Raw genomic sequence first — 19,338 nt, 5'->3', positions numbered from 1 at the left:
CCGCCACCGGACCCCGGCGAGCGCGGGCGGGCCGGGGTCAGGCCGCGGCGGAGACGCTCCTCGTGCCGTCGGCCGTCGCCGCGCGGACGCCGGCCAGCCACAGCACCTGGTGGACCATCTCGTCCAGGCGTGCCTCGTCCGGTGCCTGTTGCCGCTCCACCGCCGCCGGTGCGGGTGCCTTGGTGACGGCCACGCCCAGCGGAGCGGGCCAGCCGCGCAGCGCGTGGGCGATGGTGCGCAGGGTGGTGAGGGTGGTGGCGGCGCCCTGGGGGCCCGCGCCGACGGCGACCGTGCCGATGGCCCGCCCGTCGAGGAGGGGCTGTGGGCCGTCGATGTCGTTGACCGCGTCGAGGGCGTTCTTCAGCAGGCCGGAGACGCTGGCGTGGTAGGTCGGGGAGACGAGCACCACGCCGTCGGCGCGGCGCAGTTCGTCGAGGAACCCGGCGACGCCCGCGTGGCAGGCCGCCAGTCCGGGCCGGTAGGCGGGGAAGTCCAGTTCCGCGCCGGTGAAGACCCGGGCGGTGGCGCCCTGGGCCGTGACGCGCTGGGCGCACCACTGCGCCACCCGGTCCGAGGTCGAGCCGGCCCGCAGGGAGCCGCTGAGCAGGACGATGTGGGGGGTGTGCACGATGTCGTCACCCTTCCGTGGGGCGGAGGCGTGTGCCGGGTCGGCGGCCAGGGGTGCGGGCCGCCAGGCGGCGATGTCGAGCGCGTCCTGGTCCTTGCGGCCGGCCGCCCGCATACGGGCGTTGCGCCGCTGTTCGCCGTCCCGGTCGGCGCCCTGGTCGAGGGCGCCCTGGCGGCGTGAGGACAGGACGACGGCGGCGGTGCGGTCCATGCGCTCGCGGGCGTAGGCGGCGAGCGCGGTGGGGACGTGGGCGCAGGCGCCGAGGCGGTCGGCGAGCACGGCGGCGTCCTCGAGCGCCATGTTGGCGCCCTGTCCGAGGGCCGGGACCATGGGGTGGGCGGCGTCGCCGAGCAGCGCGACCCGGTGGTCGGTCCAGCGTGCGGCGGGGTCGCGGTCGTGGATGTCGGTGACGACGACGTCTCCGGGGTCGGCGGCGCGCACCAGGTCGACCACGGGCGGGTACCAGCCCTCCAGCGCGGCGAGCAGGGCGCGCCGGGCCTCCTCGGGGCCCTTGGCCGGCCACTCCCCCTCCGCGGCGGTGATCTTGGCGGTCCAGTAGAGGGTGTCGTCGCCGACGGGGGCGACGAAGAGCTGGATGCCGCGGCCGTTGACGACGTGGCCGCGCTGTCCCAGTACGGAGCCGCGGGTGCGTCCGCGCACCGAGGTGTAGCCGCGGTAGACGGGGGGTCCGTCGCCGAGCATGCGGCGCCGCACCGCGGAGTGGATGCCGTCGGCGCCGATCAGTACCTGGCAGGTGGCGGCGGTGCCGTCGGAGAACCGGACGGTGACGTGGTCGTCGTGGCCGGTGTAGTCCTCGACGGTGGTGGCCATCCGCAGGGCGGCGCCCGCGGTGACGGCCTCGTCGAGCAGGGCCCGGTGCAGCGCCGACCGCAGGACGGGCATCGGCGGGCCGCCCGCCGGCCCGCCGGCGGCGCCGACGGGCTCCTCGGCGAGCACCGTCCCCCGGGCGTCCATCAGGACGCGCACCTCGTCGGGGGCGGTGGCGTGCCCGGTGGCCCGGACGCGGGCGCCGACGCCCGCGCCGAGCGCGTCGGCGGCGCGCAGGCCGTTGGGCTGGATCATGAGTCCCGAGCCGCCCTCCCGGAGGGTGGCGGCCCGTTCGATCACCGTGACGTCGAAGCCGCGCGCGGCGAGTCCCGCGGCGGCGGCGAGGCCTCCGACGCCGCCGCCGGCGATGAATACGGTCTGGCGTTGCGTCATGGCGTCGGAGCCTCCGTTCCGGCCGTGCCGGCCGAGGGGGTGGGGGCGGCGGGCGCCGCGCCCAGCAGACGGCCGTCGGGTGCGCCGTAGGAGCCCGTGGACGCGTCCCACACGGTGCGGCCCGCGCGCAGGGTCCGTTCGATGCGGCCGGTGAAGGTCCATCCCTCGTACGCCGACCAGCCGCACTTGCTCTCCACGTCGCCCGCGGACAGCATCCAGGGCACGTCGGGGGCGAGGAACACCAGGTCGGCGTCGGCGCCCGCCTCCAGCCGGCCCTTGCCGGGCAGCCGGAACAGCTCGGCCGGCCGGGCGGACAGGTGACGGGCCAGCCGTACGGCGGCCGTGTCGGGGTGTTCCTCGGGCCAGCGTCTGCGCATGCCCGTCCAGACGGCGACCGCCAGTTCCTGGACGCCGGGCAGTCCGGGCGGCGACTGGGCGACGCCGCGGGTCTTCTCCTCGACGGTGTGCGGGGCGTGGTCGCTGCCCAGGGTCGCCAGCTGGCCGTCGCGCAGGGCCCGCCACAGCCGGTCCTGGTCGCCGGTGCCGCGGATGGACGGGGAGAGGCGGGTGCGGGCGCCCAGGCGGCGGGTGTCCTTGTCGGTGAACGACAGGTGGTGGCCGGTGACCTCGAAGGTGACGGGGAGCCCCGCCGCCCGCGCCGCGCACACCAGGTCGGCCTCCTCGGCGCTGGACAGGTGCAGGATGTGGGCGCGGGTGCCGTGGCGGCGCACCAGCTCCAGGACCTTGGCGACGGCGACGATGCCGCCGGTGCGCGGGCGGCGCGCCTCGTACTCCAGGTAGCTGCCGGGCTCGCCCCACCAGGAGTCCAGCAGGGCGAACAGTCCGTCGTCCTCGGCGTGCAGGACCAGTTGGACGCCGCCCTGGGCGGCGGCGGCGAACGCCTTCTCCAACTGGTCCGGGTCGCGCACCACGGTGGGTGCCGTGTGGTGCCCGGCCATGAATATCTTCACGCTGGTGGCGACGCGTGCGTCCAGGTCGGCCAGCAGTTCGGGGCGGTCGGGGTCGAGTCCCAGGTGGAACCGGTAGTCGACCAGGGAGTGCCCGTCGATGAGGGCCGCCTTGGCGGACGCCGTCTCGGGGGTGAGCGTGGGCGGCACCGTGTTCGGCATGTCCATCACGGTCGTGACACCGCCGCGTACGGCGGCCCTGCTGCCGTGTTCCCAGTCCTCCTTGTGGGTCAGGCCCGGGGTGCGGAAGTGGACGTGGGAGTCGATGAGTCCGGGCAGCACGTAGTGCTCGCCCGCGTCGAGGCGGGCGGCGGCGGGCCCGGGGTCGGTGTCCGTGACGGCGGTGACGCGTCCGCCGGTGACGCAGACGTGGCCGGGGCGCACGCCCTGCGGGGTGACCAGCCGGCGTCCGCTGACGACGAGTTCGGGGGTGGGGGTCAGCCGGTCCACGACACCGCCACCAGTTCCCGGCACAGGTCGTTGGTCGGGCCCATGAGGGAGACGCCGCGCGCGTCCGCGAGCAGCCGGCCGATCCGCGCGCCGTCCCGGTATCCGGCCGAGCCGAGCATGCGGGCGACGTCGAGACAGATCTCCTCGGCGGCCTCGGTCGCGTGCAGCTTGCTGTGCAGGGTGGTCAGGCCCGGGTCGGCGGAGGTGCGCGCCCCCGCCCGCTCCACCACCGCGCGGGCCGCCTCGAGCCGGGTGGCCAGGCCCACCAGCCGGTGCCGTACGGCGGGCAGGTCCATGAGTCCGCGGTCGTGGGCGTGCGCGACGGCCAGGTCGAGGGCGGCCTGCGCGGTGCCGACGGAGACCGCGCCGAGACTGGCCCCGCTCTCGCGGACCGAGGCGATGACGGTGGCGGCCTGCCCCTCCGGGCCGAGCCGGTCGTCGTCCGCGACGACGGCCCCGTCGAGGGAGACCAGCCCGGTGGCGGAGCCCCGCATGCCGGCCAGGTCCAGGCCGAGTTCGGGGACCAGTCCGGGGTTGTCGGCGCCGACGAGGAAGAAGGTCTGCCCCGGCGCTCCGTAGCCGGCCGCCGGTGCGGCGTCGGGCCGGGCGGTGCGGACCAGGACCAGGTAGAGGTCGGCGACGCCCGCGCCGGTGGTGAAGGCCTTGGAGCCGTTCAGCACCCAGGTGCCGTCCGTACGGCGTTCGGCGGTGGTGGACAGGTTCTGCTTGGCGGCGCCCGCGCCGCTCTCGCTCCACGCGGAGGCGGCCAGCCAGGTCCCGTCGGCCAGTCGCGGCAGCCAGCGGGCCTGTTGCCGCGCGGTGCCCCAGTCGGCGATGCGGGCGCTGACGGCGAAGTGCTGGAACGCGATGATCGCCAGGGAGGGGCTGACGGCGGCGATCTGTTCGACCAGCGCGTTCACCGCGGCGGCGTCCCGGCCCGCACCGCCGTGTTCGGTGGGGACGGCGGTGGCGAGCAGGCCGCTGGTGCGCAGCGCCGTCAGCGCCTCGCGGTCCACCTCGCCGGCCGCTTCGGCCCGTTCGGCGCCCTCGCGCAGCAGTGCGCGCAACGCGGGCGTGAGCCGTGGGCTCAGCCGGCTCCCGACAACGCCAGGCATTGGGCGACCTCCTCGAATTGAAGGTGACTCAGGGGTGCCAGGGCGAAGGAGCCCTGGAAGGTGACGTGTTTGCCGGCGACGGAGGACCACAGCAGGGCTCCGTCGCCGTCGGCGGCGCCGGGCGGGGAGACGGCCGAGGCGCCGGGCAGGGAGACGACCGCGGTGACGGCCGTCCGGCCGCCGGGGGTGGTGATGTCCAGGGGTCCGTCGCCGGCGTCCGCCTCACGGGTGATCCGCCAGGGCACGGTGCCGGGGATCCGCGCGGCCGTGCCCAGGCACACGGCCCCGGTGAGGGCGAGGGCGGGGTGCCAGCCGGGCACGGTCAGGGCGCGGGCCGCGATGCCGCCGCCGGCGCCGGGCAGTACGGCCGCGATCTTGGGGAAGGCGCCGCCGGGCGGCCAGCCGAGCAGTTCGGCCGCGGCGGCGCGCAGCGACTCCAGGCGCCGGAGCAGGTCGCCGCCGGCGGCGAACAGGGCGGCCTCGTCGGGCACCTGGAGCGAGCGCGCGTCGACGAAGACGTAGGTGTTGGCGCTCGCCACCATCGACACCTCCACGCGCCGCCCGTCGGCCTCCAGCACCGTCCGGGTCCCCCCGGTGGGCAGCAGTTCGGCGAAGGGCACCGGGCGCGGCTGGACGAAGGTGACGGTGAAGCCGGCCTCGTCGCGTTCGGCCCGGTCGACCTCGCACACCACGCTGTCGCCGTTGTTGCGCACCCGCACCCGCACCCGGGCGCCGGGCACGAGCCGCGGCAGCATGCCGGAGCGGGCGGCGGCGACCACCGACGCGAGCGCCGAGTGGCCGCAGGAGCCGCGCAGGTCGAACCGGTCGGGCGCGCCGGGCAGGGCCTGCACGAACCGGTAGTCCAGGTCGAACATCGGGTGCGCGGACGGTTCCACCAGGGCGATCTTCAGTACGTGGGCGCCGCCCGCGGAGGTCAGGTAGCGGCGGGCCTCGGTCAGATGGCCCAGCAGCGCCGTCTCCTCGCGCGGCAGCCGGGCGGCGTCCAGTACGAACGTCGGGCAGGGGGCGCCGGCGGCGTGGGCGAGGTGGCCGATCATGCCGCCACCGCCATGGCGGGTGGTGCGAGGTCGCCGGCGGCGCCGTGGAACCGCTCCCGCCACACCTCGTGGACGAGCAGCGCCCACAGCGTCGACGAGGTGGTGTCGTCCGGACGGTGGGCCTGTACGTCGAACAGGGCGTCGACGGCGGCGCCGTCGAGCCGTCCGTCGGCGGCCAGCCGGGTGGGCGTGAGCAGGTCCCGCGCGTGCTCCCACAGGGCGGTTCCGGGGGTGAGCATCGCGGTCACCGGCAGGGTGAAGGGCTGCTTGGGCCGGTCGAGCACGGTGTCGGGCAGCAGCCCCCGGGCGGCCGCGTACAGGGTGCGTTTGACCTGTCCGCCGCCGATGCGCAGCGCGTCGGGCAGCGCCCGGCCCAGGGCCACCACGGACCGCTGGCAGAACGGCAGCCGCACCTCGATGGAGCCGGCCATGCTCAGGTGGTCGACGCGGCGCAGGTGGTAGGCGGGCAGGCGGTGGCCGAGTTCGAAGCGGGTGATGCGCTCCAGGACGCTGCCGGGCCCGTGCAGCAGGTCCTGGCGGGCCGCCTCGGGCAGCGGGGGGACGTCCCGCAGGTGGTCGCGGTAGGCGTCGGTGTAGAGCCCGGCGCGCGTCGCGGCCGGGGCGGCGGAGAGCGCGTCGAGGTAGGCGGTGCCCCAGTCGCCGCCGGCCGCGGCCGTCTCGGCGGCGGCGCGCATCCGCGCGTAGCCGCCGAACACCTCGTCGGCCGCGTCCCCGGTCAGCGCGACGGTGAACCCGGCCTGCCGTACGGCCCGGAACAGGGCGTACGTGCTCAGGGTGATCGGGTCGGCGTTGGGCTGGCCGAGGTGGCGGACGGTCTCCTCCAGCAGGGCGGGGAAGCCGGCCGGGTCGATCTCGACCTGGTGGTGCTCCGTGCCTGCGTGCTCGGCGACGGCGCGGGCGAAGTGCCGCTCGTCGAACGGCCAGTCGCCCCGGTAGGCGATGTTGAAGGAGTGCACGGGGCCGTGCTCGGCGGCCAGGGCGGTGACCAGGCTGGAGTCCAGGCCCCCGGAGGTGATCAGGGCGACGGGCACGTCGGCGACGAGCAGCCGGCCGACCTCCTCCCGCAGCCGTTCGCGCACCCGCTCGGGGGCCCGGCCGGGCTCGGGCAGTTCGGCGGCGGTCGCCACGCGCCGCCTGCGGCGGGGCGTGCCGCCCAGGTCGCACACGAGCGTGGTGCCCGGGGCCAGCACCTCGATGTCCTCGAACATGGTCTGCTCGCCGAAGGGCGTACGGGTGGCCAGGTAGGCGTCCAGCGCGGTGTCCCGCATCCGGGTGCCGACCGGGCCGAAGCCCAGCAGGGCGGGGATCTCGGAGGCGAAGTGCAGGGAGCGGGCGGCCTCGTCCCACCGGAGGTGGAGCGGCTTCATGCCGATCTCGTCGGTGGCCAGCAGCAGCCGGGGCACCTCGCCGCGCCGGTCGACCAGCGCGATGGCGTACATGCCGTCGAGGTGGTCGGTGAAGTCCTCGCCGTACTCCAGGTACAGGGCGGGAATGACGTTGCCGTCGCAGCGGTCGGTGAAGGTGTGGCCGCGGGCGCGCAGCCGGCGGCGCAGCTCGTCGTGGTTGTAGATCTCCCCGTTGAACACGGCCTGGACGGGGCCGCCGAGCCCGTACGGCTGCTGTCCGCCGTGCGGGTCGACGACGGCGAGCCGGTCGTAGCCCAGGCCCCAGCCGGGGGCCCGGGTCATGCCGGTCGCGTCCGGGCCGCCGTGCCGCTGGAGGGCGGCGACGGTGCACATCTCGTGCGGTGTGGCCACCGCGTTGAAGTAGCCGTGGATCCGGCACATGTCTGCCTGTCTTTCCGTGCGGAGACGACGGGTCAGCGGGGCGTCGTCGACAGATAGCGCTCCCCGCTGTCGGGGAAGACGGTGACGACCGTGGCGCCCGCCCAGCGGGGGTGCGCGGCCACGGTCCGGGAGGCCCACGCGGCGGCCCCGGAGGACACCCCGACGGGCAGTCCGGTGGCGCGCACCACGTCGCGTACGGTGGCGGCCGCCGCCTCGTCGGGCACGGCGAGGACCTCGTCGACGAGGGTGAGGTCGGTGATCTCGGAGACGTAGCCGGCGCCGATGCCGGGGATGCCGTGCGGGCCCGGCTCGCCGCCCGACAGCACCGCGGAGCGGGCCGGCTCCACGGCGACGACGTGCACGTCGGTGCGTTCCTTGAGGTAGCGGGCGGTTCCGGTGAGGGTGCCGCCGGTGCCCACCCCGCACACCAGGACGTCGACGCGACCGCCGGTGGCCTCCCAGATCTCCGGTCCTGTGGTGTCGTAGTGGGCGCGGACGTTGGCCGGGTTGGTGTCCTGGTGCGGCACCCACGAGCCGGGCAGGGAGCGCTGGAGCTCCTCGGCGTGCGCCCAGGCGGCCATGAGGCCGTCCCCGTGCGGGACGAGGACCACCTCGGCGCCCAGTTCGCGCAGGATCAGGCGGCGCTCCTCGGTGGCGTTGTCGGGCATGACGACGACGCAGCGGTGGCCGCGCCGGGCGCACAGGGCGGCCAGCGAGATGCCGGTGCTGCCCGAGGAGCACTCGATGACGGTGCCGCCGGTGGCGGGCAGCCGCCCGGACTCCTCGGCGGCGCGCATCATGGCGAGCGCGGCCCGGTCCTTGACGCTGGAGAGCGGGTTGAGCATCTCCAGTTTGGCGAGCAGGGTCACGCCGTCGGTGAGGCCCGGCAGGTCGACCCGCAGCAGCGGGGTGCCGCCGACCAGGTCCTCCAGCGACCGGGCGATGGAGGCGGCCCGTGTGGCCCGTGCGGGCCGCAGGTCTGTGTCTGTCGTCACTGTTCCCCCAAGTCGTGTGGTGCGGCGGCCGGTTCAGGCGGCGAGGTGCCCTCCGGCGGCCGTCAGGTGACGGGCCGCGGCCTGCTGCAGGTGGGTGATGTCGCTGGAGACGGTGGCGAAGGTGAACCCCTCGGCGAGCCGTTTGGCGGCGCTCTCGCCGTCCAGGACGTGGATGCCGCAGGCGATGCCGGCCCGGTCGGCGGCGTCGGTGACGCGGACCAGCGCGGCCTCGAGCGCGTCGGCGGTCGCGGGATCGCCGAACCAGCGGGCGCCCAGGGCCGCGGAGAGGTCCGCGGGGCCGACGTAGACGGCGTCGAGTCCCTCGGTGGCGCAGATGGCGTCCAGGTTCTCCAGCGCGGCCGCGGTCTCGATCATGACGATGCAGGCGACCTGGTCGTCGATCTCGGCGGGCACGTCGCCCAGGCGCAGCCCCGCGCGCACCGGCCCGGCCAGACTGCGGGTCCCCGCCGGGTGGTGGCGGCAGGCGCGTACGACGGTGAGGGCCTGCTCGGGCGTCTCCACCATGGGCACGACCACGCCGCGGGCACCGGTGTCGAGGGCGACACCGATGGCCACCGGGTCCGGCGAGGGGACCCGGATGATCCCGGCGGAGCGGCCCCGGGCGTCGACGGCGAGCATCGCGGCCTGCCAGCCCGGCTGGTGCATGACACCGTGCTGGCCGTCGACGCCGAGGTAGTCGTAGCCCAGGCCGGCGATGCGCTCGGTGGCGGCCGGGTCGTTCAGGGCGATCCAGTAGCCGACGAGCCGTTCGCGGTCGCGCAGGCGCTGGGCGAAGGACCCCGGCCCCTGGGCGCGGGAGCCGCTCATGCGCCCTCCTCGATGATGGCGTAGCTGCGCTTCCCGTCCAGGCCCACCGGCACGTCGCCGTTGATGGAGACCCGGTGCAGCACGCGCCGGTGGCGGTCGTAGTCGTTGACGGCGTAGTGCTGGGTGGCGCGGTTGTCGAAGATGAGGACGTCACCGGGGCGCCAGGTCCAGCGCGCGGTGTTCTCCGGGCGCCGTACGTAGGACTGCAGCACGTCGAGGAGGGGGCGCGACTCGCGCGGCGTCAGGCCGACCAGCCACTGGGCGAAACCGCCGAGGAAGAGGACCGGCTCGCCGGACTCGGGGTGGACCCGGACCACGGGGTGGGCGGTCTCGAACCGGCGGGCCAGGAAGGCCTTGCGGACCTCCTCGCCGCGCTCGGTGCCCAGGCGCGGCTGCTCGGCGTGGTTGGTGTGCACGGCCCACAGCCGGTCGGCGATCTCCCGCAGCTCGGCGGGCAGGTCCTTGTACCCCGCGACCGCGTTGGCCACGAGGGTGTCACCCCCGTACGGCGGGAGGACCACGCTGCGCAGCGTGGTGCCCAGGGAGGGGGCGGTGGTGAAGCTGATGTCGGTGTGCCAGTGGTCGGCGCGCTGGTCCTCGCCGTCGACCGGGATCACCTGCGCGGCGGCGTCGACGGTCCGCATCATGGGATGCTTCCGCGTCAGCGGCCCGAACCGGCCGGCGAAGGCCAGCTGCTGCGCGTCGGTGATCTCCTGGTCGCGGAAGAAGAGCACCTTGTGCTCCAGGAACGCCTCGTGGATCTGGCCGAAGACCGAATCCGGCAATTCCGTGGAGAGGTCGACGCCCGTCACCTCCGCGCCGATACGGCCGCCGATTCTGCGTATGTCAAAAGAGGACACCAGTTTTCCTTCCGAACTCGTTCAGAAGTCCGCGTCTCCCGGGATGGGTCTCACGGTCCGCCGCCTGGAGAAAAAGGGGGCGCGGACCGGCCACGGGAGCGGTTGCCGGCAGCACGGAGCAGGGTCGGCCGGACTGGACGGCACCGAGCAAACCACGGAGCGCTCGCTTCCGGCCATGGATTCCCGTGTGAGTGCGACGACTTGGCCAACTCGCCCGCCGGGCCGCCCGGACGGGCCGGCGGGCCCGACCTGTTCAAGTCGTCGGCACCCCGGTTCTCCCCCTTGCCGCCGCGCCGGCCCGCGTGGTGGGCTCGGGAAATCCCGAATCACCTTGCGCCGCTGCCGAATTCCCCCTCAGCAGGCGGATTCACCCGCGTGAAAGGGTCCCCATGAGACTCGGCGAGCTGCACCCCAACATCCGGCTGCGCATCGGCGTCGGATTCGTCCAGCGTCTGCTGGCCGTCATGCTGATGCCGCTGCTGGTGATCCGCCTCTCGGAGCTGTACGGGGCCGCCGCGGCCGGTGCGCTGACCCTGGCGGTCGCCGGTGCGGGCATCGCCGCGAACTTCCTCGGCGGCCACCTCGCCGACGTGTACGGGCGCCGCCCGGTGCTGGTGGCCGGCGAACTCGGCGCGACCCTGACCTTCGCCCTGCTGGCGCTGGCCAACTCGCCCTGGTGGTCCTCCGGCTGGGCGACGTTCGCGCTGTTCCTGCTCAACACCTGCTGCGCGCAGCTCGCCACCCCCGCCGCCGAGGCGATGATGGTCGACGTCTCCACGCCCGAGAGCCGGCCGCTCGTCTACACGATCAACTACTGGTCGGTGAACCTCGCCTTCACCGTCGGCGCGCTCATCGGCGGTTTCCTCTACGAGGGCCACTTCGCCCGGCTGCTGACGGGCGCGGCCGTGCTGAGCGCGCTGACCACGGCCGTGATCGGACGCTGGCTCAGCGAGACCGCGCCGCGCACCGGCAAGGACGTCGCCCGCGGTGTCGGTGCCATGCTGCGCGGCTACCTGGCCGTCGCCCGCGACACGGTCTTCCTGCGGGTACTGGTCGCGGCCGCGCTGATCTCGTCCGTCGAGATGCAGATCGGCTACTACATCGCCGTCCGGCTCTCCGACGAGTTCCCCACCCAGGTCCTCGCCCGGATCGGCTCCTGGGCGCCCGCCGTGGACGGCACGGCGATGCTCGGCATCCTGCGGGCGGTCAACGCCGCCCTGGTGGTGGTGCTGGTGCTGTTCGCCAAGAGCCTGCTGACCCGGCTGAGCGACCGGGCGCGGCTGTACGCCGGCATCACCGTCTTCGCCGTCGGCTACATGGTCTGGGCGGTCAGCAACACCGGCTGGGTGCTCATCGCCGCGGCCGTGCTGCTCACCGTGGGCGAGATCGCCGCGGTCCCGGTGCGCCAGGCGCTGCTGGCCGACCTCGTCGACCCCGAGGCCCGCACCAAGTACATGGCCGCCTACGCCCTCAACGCCCGGGTGGGCCTGCTCGTGGCCTCCCTGTGCGTCACCCTGGGCGCCTTCGTCCCGTCCCTGGCCATGAGCCTCCTCTACGGCACGGCCGGCCTGGCCGCGATCCTCCTGTACCGCTCCCTGCTACGGGTACGCGAGGACCGCCGCTCCACCGAGCGCGAACAGACCCCCGCCCAGGCCGTCTGAGGGCGTCCTCCGCGGGCAGTCGCATGCCGCGTCAGCCGCGGGCAGTCGTGCCTCCCCCAGTGCCTCAAGGGCCTGGGAGGTACCCCCAGGGCGGCACGGGTGGGCGGTGGGGGTACCTCCCGCTCGAGCGCAGCCGAGAGTGGGGGAGGCGCCCCGCCAGCGCCGGGCAGCGCAACCCACCCCCGGCCCACACCGACGCGGGGCACCCACAAAGCACCGGTCAGCGCGACCGCCCCCGCCCCACACCAACACGGGGCACCCCACGGACAAGGCCCCGTGCCAACGGCTGAGCAGCCTCAGAGATGCCCCCACCCACCCCCACCCCAGAGCATGGTCGCCGCGGGCAAGCCGCCCGGACCTTCTCCCGGATGAGGTGCTGAGCAGTGACGGTGGACATCGCACAGAGCAACACGCGCGGCATTGCCTCGCTCTTCAACTCGGCCGTGGCCGCCTGGGCCATCGCCGCGGCCTGGGAGATCGGCGCGCTCGACGAACTGCACCGCGCCCGCACCCTGGACACCGCCGACTTCGCGGACCGCGGCGGCCTGGACCCCGCGTCGACCACGGGCCTGTTCCGCGCCCTGTCCGCGGTGGGCCTGGTGCGACGCGAGGGCACGGTCGTCACCGCGCTGGACGGCTTCGACGAGATGTACCGCAACAAGTCCTTCTTCCACTGGCTGGCCCGGGGCAGCGCGGAACTCTTCCAGCAGATCCCGGCCGTGCTGCGCAACGAGAACCGCACCGGCTCCTTCTACCGGCGCGACTCCGCCGCCATCGCCTTCGCCTGCCGCGAGATCGACCAGGTCACCTACGCCCCCGCGTTCTGGGCGGCGATGGGACGGGTGGAGTTCCCCTTCACCCGGGTCGCCGACCTCGGCTGCGGCAGCGGGGCCCGGCTGATGCAGATCCTCGACCGCCACCCCGGCACCACCGGCACGGGCATCGACATCGCCCGGCCCGCGCTGGAGGTGGCGCGCGCGGAGGCGGACGCGGCGGGCCTGGCCGACCGCACCGCGTTCCTGCACGGCGACGTCCTGAGCCTCGAACCGCGGCCCGAGTACGCCGACGTGGAACTGCTGACGTGCTTCATGATGGGCCACGACTTCTGGCGGGACGGCCGGCGCGAGAACGCGATCGCCACCCTGCGACGGCTGCGCGAGGCCTTCCCGTCCGCCCGCCGGCTGCTGATCGGCGACGCCACCCGCACCGACCTGCCCGACACCGAACTGCCCGTCTTCACCCTCGGTTTCGAGCTCGGCCACGACCTGATGGGCACGTTCCTGCCCACCGTCGCCGACTGGGAGTCCGTCTTCGCCGAGGGCGGCTGGGAGCTGGTGCGCACCAACCGCATCGAGATGACCGTCGGAGAGGTCATCTTCGAACTGGCCTGACCCGGAAGAGGCCCAGCCATGACGACATTCGCGACCGCGGTCGCCCGGACCCTGGCCGGCTGCGGCATCGACCACGCCTTCGGCCTGGTCGGCGGCGGCAACATCCTGGCCACCGCCGCGCTGACGCGGGCCGGTGTGCACTACACGGCGGCCCGGCACGAGGGCGGCGCGATGGCCATGGCCGACGCCTACTTCCGGGCCACCGGGCGGGTCGCCGTGTGCACGACCACGCACGGGCCGGGGCTGGCCAACACGGCGACCGCGCTGGCCGAGGCCGCCAAGAACCGCAGCGCCGTCGTCCTGCTGTGCGGCGACGCCCCGGTGGCGGGCCCGCGCGCCCACGACATCGACCAGAGCGCCCTGGCCGCCTCCCTGGGCGTGCCCGTCGTCCGTCCGACGGACCCGGACACGGCGGTGGCGGACACCGTACGGGCCGTGCGCACCGCGACCGCCGACCAGTGCCCCGTGGCCCTGTTCCTGCCCGGCGACCTGACCGACCGCGAGCTGTCCGCCGTACCCGTGGCGCCGCCGCAGGCCCACTCCGAAGAGTCCGCCGAGGCCGACAGGACCGACGAGATCCTCACCCTCCTGTCCGCCGCCCGCCGCCCGCTGCTCCTGGCCGGGCTGGGCGCCTGGCGTTCGGGGGCGGCGAAAATCCTCACCGACCTCGGTGACCGGCTCGGCGCGCTGCTGGCCACCACGGTCATGGCGAACGGCATGTTCGCCGCGCACCCCGCCGCGCTCGGCCTGTGCGGGGGGTTCGCCTCCCCGCCGGCGGCCGCCCTGATGGGCGAGGCGGACCTGGTGCTGGCGTTCGGCACCAGCCTGGGCGACTTCACACTGCACGGCGGACGGATCCTCGACCCGGCCGCCCGCGTCGTCCAGATCACCCTGGAAGGCGCCCGCGCGCCCCGCGCGGACCTCGCCGTACGCGGTGACACGGCGGCCGTGGCCACCCGGCTGCTGGACGCGGCCGACGCGCACGGCATCACCCGTTCCCCGTGGCGCGAGCGGGCCGCCGCCTCCGGTGCGCTCCGGCGCGCCGCCGACGGCTGGGCCGCCCTGTCCCACCCCGACGCCTCCGGCGGCGGCCGGATCGACCCGCGCACCCTGACCCGGGAGCTGGCCCCGCTGCTGCCCGCCGAACGCACGGTTGTCCTGGACGGCGGCCACTTCATCGGCTGGCCGGCCATGTACTGGCCGGTGCCGGACCCGGCGGGGCTGGTGTTCACCGGCGCCGCCTTCCAGAGCATCGGGCTGGGCCTGGCGGGCGCGGTCGGCGCGGCCGTGGGCCGGCCCGACCGCACCACGGTGGCCGCCGTCGGCGACGGCGGGGCGCTGATGGGCCTGCCCGAACTGGAGACCCTGGTGCGCTCGGGCCGGTCGGCCCTGGTGGTGGTCTACGACGACGCGTCCTACGGCTTCGAGGAGCACATGTACGTGCCCCGGGGCGCGGACGCGGCCACGCTGCGCTTCGGCGACACCGACTTCGCCGCGGTGGCACGGGCGTTCGGGGCACAGGCCGTCACCGTCCGCGACACCGGCGACCTGGCCGCCGTACCGGAATGGACCGCCCGGGGCGCGGAGGGCACGCTGCTGCTGGACTGCAAGATCTCCCGGGGCGTACTGGCCCCGTTCCTGTCCGACCTGCTCGGCCACTGAAGGCAGAAGGAACGGCAAAAGGAGCGGCCGGGACCCCTTTCCGGGGTCCCGGCCGCCCGCTCGGCGCCGCGGGGGATCAGCCGCCGAGCAGACCGGGAAGAGACCCGCGCAGGTGGTCGAAGGAGACGAGGTCGGGGGCGGTCCAGCCGTCCAGGTCGTACTCGGACAGGCACTGGTCGGCGAACGCCTTGTAGTCGTCGAGCTGCCCGGAGGCGGTCTGGGCGAACAGCAGCTCGGCCCGGGTCGCCTCGTGATTGCCGGCGTAGTTGCGCTCGTACAGCTCGTGCCGGCCGCCGAACTCGGTGCCCACCGCGTCCCACAGCAGCTTCAGCACCTTGACCCGCTCCTCGGCCCCGATGCCCCCGGAGCCGCGCAGATAGGTGTCGAGGTAGGGGCGGATCTCCGGGTTCTTGAAGTCCTCGGCGCTGGAGTTGAGGTAGATCAGCCCGCTGGCCACGTCCTGCTGGACGATCTCCTTGACGCGCGGGTAGCCGATCTGCATGAACCACCGGTACGCCATGCCGTACTGCGGGTTGGGCAGCACCGCGCCGTTCCGCCACTTCACCGGGTTGCGGGCGGCCGCGTCGGACAGCCCCCAGAACAGGTTGCGCCAGGCGAGCACCTCGCCCAGCCGGGTCTGGACGCCGCGGAAGTCCTGGGTGCCGGTGATCTCCAGGGCCTTGGCGAGGAGCCCGGCGATGAACTCCAGCTTCACCGCGAGGCGGACGCAGCCGTGGAAGGTGAAGCGCTCCATGAAGCCGGACTGCCCGGAGAACATCTGGACCTTGGCCGTGTCGCCGTAGACGAACACGTTCTCCCAGGGGACGAGGACCTTGTCCAGGACGAGGATGGTGTCGTTCTCGTCGAGCCGGGAGGAGAGCGGGTAGTCGAAGGGGCTGCCCATCACCGCGGACGTCGCGGTGTAGGAGGGCCGGCAGATCAGTTTCACGCCCTTGTCGCCGGTGGGCACGGTGGCGATGAGGGCGAACCTCTTCTCCTTCACCGGCAGTCCGTGGTGGGCGATGAAGTTCGCGTGGGTCAGCGCCGACCCGGTGGCGACCACTTTGGCCCCGCTGACCACCAGGCCCGCGTCGGTCTCCTTCTCCACGTGCACGAACACGTCGGAGACCTTGTCGGGCGGCAGGTTGCGGTCCACGGGCGGGTGCACGATCGCGTGGTTCCAGTACAGGACCTTCTCCTGCGACTCGCGGTACCAGCGGCGCGCGTTGTCGTCGAAGGGCGCGTAGAAGTCGGCGTTGGCGCCCAGGGTGCCGAGGAACGCCGCCTTGTAGTCCGGGCTGCGGCCCATCCAGCCGTAGCTCATCCTCGACCAGGCCGCGATGGCCCGCTGGTCGGCGACCAGGTCCTCGGCGGAGCGCGGGGTGGTGAAGAAGCGGTGCGTGTAGCCCGCCGCCGCTCCGCCGTCCGTGTGCGTGGTCAGCACGTCCCGGTGGGCGGGGTCGTGCAGGGCGTCGTAGAGGCGGGCCGTCATCCGCGCCGGGTTGGCGAACGCCGGGTGCGCGGTGACGTCCTTGACCCGGTCGCCGTAGAGGAAGACCTCGCGGTCGTCGCGCAGGCTCTCGAGGTACTCCTCGCCCGTCAGCGGCCGCGTCCGGGGTCCGTCCGCCGGGTGAGCGGCGGCATCCTGCTGATCGGTCATGCGTCTCATCGTGGCAGCCGGGACACCCCCCGGGCTTCTTCCCCCGTGCGGCACTGGGACCGGTCCGCGGGCGACGTGCCGAAGTCGCGGCCAGGGCGCGGCAGCGCAATCCGGAAGGTGCCCCGGCGGCCCTCCGCGGTGTGAGGTCGGGTCAGCACCGCCTGGTGGTACGACCTGTCACGTCCCGGGAGGACTTCACGATGCTCACCGCCGACATCCCCACGCGTGCGCGGCTTGTTCAGCGCGCGGCCGACGTCGCGCCGCTGCTGCGCGAGAACGCCCAGAAGGCCGAGGACGACGGACGGCTCCAGGACGAGACGATCGAGGCGCTGGCCGGGGCCGGCGTCTTCAAGCTGCGGGTGCCCAAGCGGTACGGCGGCTACGAGGCCGACACCCGCACCCTGGTCGACGTGGCCACCGAGCTGGCCCGCGGCGACGGGGCCGCCGCCTGGACGGCGTCGGTGTACTGGATCCCCACCTTCATGACGTGCCTGTTCCCCGACAGCGTCCAGGACGAGGTCTTCGCCACCCCCGACGTGCGCGTCTGCGGCACGCTCAGCCCGTCCGCGCACGCCGTCCCCGTGGAGGGCGGCATCGTCGTCAACGGCAGGTGGAGCTTCGTCAGCGGCGCCCGGCACGCCCACTGGCAGGAGGTCATCGCCGCGCAGGAGATGGCACACGGCCAGCACCTGCCGCTGATGGCGCTCGTGCCGGTGGACCAGCTCGAGATCGTCGACGACTGGGACACCTCCGGACTGCGCGGCACCGGCAGCGTCTCCACCGTCGCCAAGGACGTGTTCATCCCCCAGGAGCGCGTGCTGCCGCTGCCGGCCGTCCTGACCGGCAAGTACGCCTCCCGGCTCAACGCGGACTCCCCGGTCTACCGGGCCCCGCTGCTGCCGGTCGCCGCCGCCTCCTCGGTCGGCACCGCGGTGGGCCTGGCCCGCGCTGCCCAGGACGTCTTCTTCGAGCGGCTCCCGGACCGCACCCTGACCTACACCTGGTACGCCAAGCAGGCCGAGGCCCCCCTGACACACCTCCAGGTGTCCGAGGCGGTGCTCAAGGCCGACCAGGCCGAGTTCCACGCGCACCGCCTGGCCGACCTCGTCGACTCCAAGGGCGTCTCGGGCGAGGAGTGGACGGTGCTGGAGCGGGCCCGCGCCCGCGCCGACATGGGCGCCGCGGTCCGCCTGGCCAAGGAGGCCGTCGACATCTTCGCCTCCGCCTCCGGCGGTTCGTCCGTCTACCGGGACGTGCCGATCCAGCGGATCACCCGCGACATCCAGGCCATGAGCCTGCACGCCCTGATGAACCCGAACACCAACGCCGAGCTGTACGGCCGCATCCTGTGCGGCCAGCAGCCCAACACCCTCTACATCTGAGCGACTCCCGCCCGCGACAGAAAGCAGAGAGCACACCCATGACCACGCAGACCCCCGCCCCCGCCGTCGAGATCTCCGACGAGGACAAGGCCGCCGTCGCCTCCATCCCCCAGCGCATCGTCGAGGCGTGGGCCGCCTACGACGCCGACGCCTTCGCCGAGGTGTTCACCCCCGACGGGACCCTGATCCTGCCGGGCGTGTACGAGAAGGGCCGCGACGCCATCCGCGCCTTCGCCGCCGCCGCCTTCGCGGGCCCCTACAAGGGCACCCGCGTCATCGGCACCCCGATCGACATCCGCTTCGCCAACGAGGGCGCCGGCGTGCTGATCACGCGCGGCGGCATCCTCGCGCCGGGCGAGACCGAGCCGGCGCCCGAGCGCGCCGTCCACGCGTCCTGGGTCGTCGTCAAGCGGGACGGCCGGTGGTTCCTCGGCGCCTACCAGAACAGCCCGCGGCACGCCGCGTGAGCACGACGGACCACTTCACGCGAGAGGAAGAGAGAGGTGACAGCGATGGCCGGCGCACGGGGTGACCGCGCGGTGGTGCTCGGCGGCAGCATGGCGGGGCTCCTGGCCGCACGGGTGCTCGCCGATTCCTACGGCGAGGTCCTGGTCGTCGAGCGCGACGACATCGGCGGGTCCACCACGGCGCGCAGGGGCGTGCCGCAGGGCCGGCACGTCCACGGGCTGCTCGCCCGCGGGCAGCAGATCCTCGACGAGCTCTTCCCGGACTTCACCGACGAGGCCGTCGCCGCGGGCATCCCGACCGGCGACCTCGGCGAACTGCGCTGGTTCTTCGGCGGCCGGCGGCTCAGCCCCCGCGCCACCGGGCTGGTCTGCGTCTCGGCCACCCGCCCGCTGCTGGAGAGCCGGGTACGCGCACGTGTCGCCGCACTCGGGAACGTCACCTTCCTGGAACGCCACGACATCACCGGCCTCGTCACCGACGAGGACGGCGCGAACGTGACCGGCGTCCGGGTGCAGGGCCACGACGCGGACTCGACGGAGCGCACGCTCACGGCGGACCTGGTCGTCGACGCCACCGGCCGCGCCTCCCGCACCCCGGTGTGGCTGGAGGAGCTGGGCTACGGGCGCCCCGAGGAGGACCGGATCCGGATCGACCTGAGCTACACGACCCGCCTGTTCCGGCTGCGCGACGAGTCGGTCCTGGACGGCGACCTGTCGATCAACCCGGTCACCTCGCCGACCCACCGGCGCGGGGCGTTCCTGTCCCGCATCGAGGACGGTCTGGTCGTGGTCTCGCTGACCGGCGTACTGGGCGACAGCGCGCCCGCCGACCTCGACGGCTTCCTCCAGTGGACCCGGACCCTGCCGGTGACGGACATCCACGACGCGATCCACGACGCCGAACCGGTCGGCGACGGCACGGTCTTCCGGTACCCGGCCAGTGTGCGGCGCCGGTTCGAGCGGCTGTCCCGCTTCCCGGGCCACTACCTGGTGCTCGGCGACGCCGCGTGCAGCTTCAACCCGGTCTACGGCCAGGGCATGACGGTCTCCGCACTGGAGGCCCTGGTCCTGCGCGACCACCTGTCCCGGGGCGAGGTGGACCCGCTCGCCTTCTTCCAGGACATCGCCGGCGTCATCGAGGTGCCGTGGCAGTTCTCCGCGGGCGCCGACCTGGGCTACCCGGA

General features: G+C 74.2%; 15 protein-coding genes. 6 read left to right on the top strand and 9 right to left on the bottom strand.

The window, feature by feature from the left end; translation table 11 throughout:
• Positions 1 to 37: 37 nt before the first annotated feature.
• Genes ACF1DX_RS30545 through ACF1DX_RS30510 form a run of 8 tightly spaced genes read right to left on the bottom strand, consistent with a single transcriptional unit; the run spans position 38 to position 9,931 of the window.
• Complete coding sequence (locus ACF1DX_RS30545) at positions 38 to 1,849, bottom strand: NAD(P)H-dependent oxidoreductase (RefSeq protein WP_391794369.1); 1,812 nt, start codon at positions 1,847 to 1,849, stop codon at positions 38 to 40.
• Positions 1,846 to 3,291: a dihydroorotase family protein gene (locus tag ACF1DX_RS30540; protein ID WP_391794368.1), complete on the bottom strand. Its 1,446-nt coding sequence runs from the start codon at positions 3,289 to 3,291 to the stop codon at positions 1,846 to 1,848. Before ACF1DX_RS30540 ends, ACF1DX_RS30545 begins: the two co-directional genes overlap by 4 nt.
• Positions 3,255 to 4,382, bottom strand: a complete 1,128-nt coding sequence (locus ACF1DX_RS30535) for an acyl-CoA dehydrogenase family protein (RefSeq protein WP_391794367.1) — start codon at positions 4,380 to 4,382, stop codon at positions 3,255 to 3,257. Before ACF1DX_RS30535 ends, ACF1DX_RS30540 begins: the two co-directional genes overlap by 37 nt.
• A complete protein-coding gene (locus ACF1DX_RS30530; protein ID WP_391794366.1) occupies positions 4,355 to 5,440 on the bottom strand; it encodes a PrpF domain-containing protein in 1,086 nt (361 codons plus the stop codon). Before ACF1DX_RS30530 ends, ACF1DX_RS30535 begins: the two co-directional genes overlap by 28 nt.
• Positions 5,437 to 7,248: an asparagine synthase (glutamine-hydrolyzing) gene (gene asnB / locus ACF1DX_RS30525; protein ID WP_391794365.1), complete on the bottom strand. Its 1,812-nt coding sequence runs from the start codon at positions 7,246 to 7,248 to the stop codon at positions 5,437 to 5,439. The genes ACF1DX_RS30530 and asnB overlap by 4 nt, the downstream gene beginning before the upstream one ends.
• Before the next feature lie 32 nt (positions 7,249 to 7,280).
• Entirely contained in the window at positions 7,281 to 8,243 is a 963-nt protein-coding gene (locus ACF1DX_RS30520) for a PLP-dependent cysteine synthase family protein (protein WP_391794364.1), read from the bottom strand.
• 33 nt (positions 8,244 to 8,276) lie between these two features.
• The gene (locus ACF1DX_RS30515) at positions 8,277 to 9,071 is read right to left on the bottom strand and encodes an HpcH/HpaI aldolase/citrate lyase family protein (RefSeq protein ID WP_391794363.1); all 795 of its coding nucleotides are present in this window, start codon (positions 9,069 to 9,071) and stop codon (positions 8,277 to 8,279) included.
• Entirely contained in the window at positions 9,068 to 9,931 is an 864-nt protein-coding gene (locus ACF1DX_RS30510) for a TauD/TfdA dioxygenase family protein (RefSeq protein WP_391794362.1), read from the bottom strand. The genes ACF1DX_RS30515 and ACF1DX_RS30510 overlap by 4 nt, the downstream gene beginning before the upstream one ends.
• Before the next feature lie 389 nt (positions 9,932 to 10,320).
• Between ACF1DX_RS30510 and ACF1DX_RS30505 the strand changes: the two genes are divergently transcribed.
• From ACF1DX_RS30505 to ACF1DX_RS30495, 3 genes are all read left to right on the top strand, one after another.
• Positions 10,321 to 11,592 carry an MFS transporter gene (locus tag ACF1DX_RS30505; RefSeq protein ID WP_391794361.1) on the top strand — a complete coding sequence of 424 codons (1,272 nt, stop codon included), beginning with the start codon at positions 10,321 to 10,323 and terminating at the stop codon, positions 11,590 to 11,592.
• Positions 11,593 to 11,975: 383 nt separating this feature from the next.
• Positions 11,976 to 12,983, top strand: a complete 1,008-nt coding sequence (locus tag ACF1DX_RS30500; protein WP_073936204.1) for a cyclopropane-fatty-acyl-phospholipid synthase family protein — start codon at positions 11,976 to 11,978, stop codon at positions 12,981 to 12,983.
• An 18-nt stretch (positions 12,984 to 13,001) separates the two neighbouring features.
• A complete protein-coding gene (locus ACF1DX_RS30495) occupies positions 13,002 to 14,645 on the top strand; it encodes a thiamine pyrophosphate-binding protein (protein ID WP_391794360.1) in 1,644 nt (547 codons plus the stop codon).
• Positions 14,646 to 14,721: 76 nt separating this feature from the next.
• On the opposite strand, the gene ACF1DX_RS30490 is transcribed toward ACF1DX_RS30495, so the two are convergent.
• The gene (locus tag ACF1DX_RS30490; RefSeq protein ID WP_391794359.1) at positions 14,722 to 16,305 is read right to left on the bottom strand and encodes a 4-hydroxyphenylacetate 3-hydroxylase family protein; all 1,584 of its coding nucleotides are present in this window, start codon (positions 16,303 to 16,305) and stop codon (positions 14,722 to 14,724) included.
• Between the two features lie 200 nt (positions 16,306 to 16,505).
• Here ACF1DX_RS30490 and ACF1DX_RS30485 point away from each other — a divergent pair, with 200 nt between their 5' ends.
• The 3 genes from ACF1DX_RS30485 to ACF1DX_RS30475 form a co-directional block, all read left to right on the top strand.
• Positions 16,506 to 17,687, top strand: coding sequence for an acyl-CoA dehydrogenase family protein (locus ACF1DX_RS30485; RefSeq protein ID WP_391794358.1), 1,182 nt, complete (start codon positions 16,506 to 16,508; stop codon positions 17,685 to 17,687).
• A gap of 38 nt (positions 17,688 to 17,725) precedes the next feature.
• Positions 17,726 to 18,154, top strand: coding sequence for an SgcJ/EcaC family oxidoreductase (locus ACF1DX_RS30480; RefSeq protein ID WP_391794357.1), 429 nt, complete (start codon positions 17,726 to 17,728; stop codon positions 18,152 to 18,154).
• A gap of 45 nt (positions 18,155 to 18,199) precedes the next feature.
• Positions 18,200 to 19,338, top strand: a 1,139-nt coding sequence (locus tag ACF1DX_RS30475; RefSeq protein WP_391794356.1) for an FAD-dependent oxidoreductase, incomplete at its 3' end; no start/stop codon positions are given.

Source organism: Streptomyces sp. NPDC014676 (assembly GCF_043084105.1).
Classification (GTDB): Bacteria; Actinomycetota; Actinomycetes; order Streptomycetales; family Streptomycetaceae; genus Streptomyces.
This window is presented reverse-complemented; position numbering and strand designations above follow the sequence as displayed.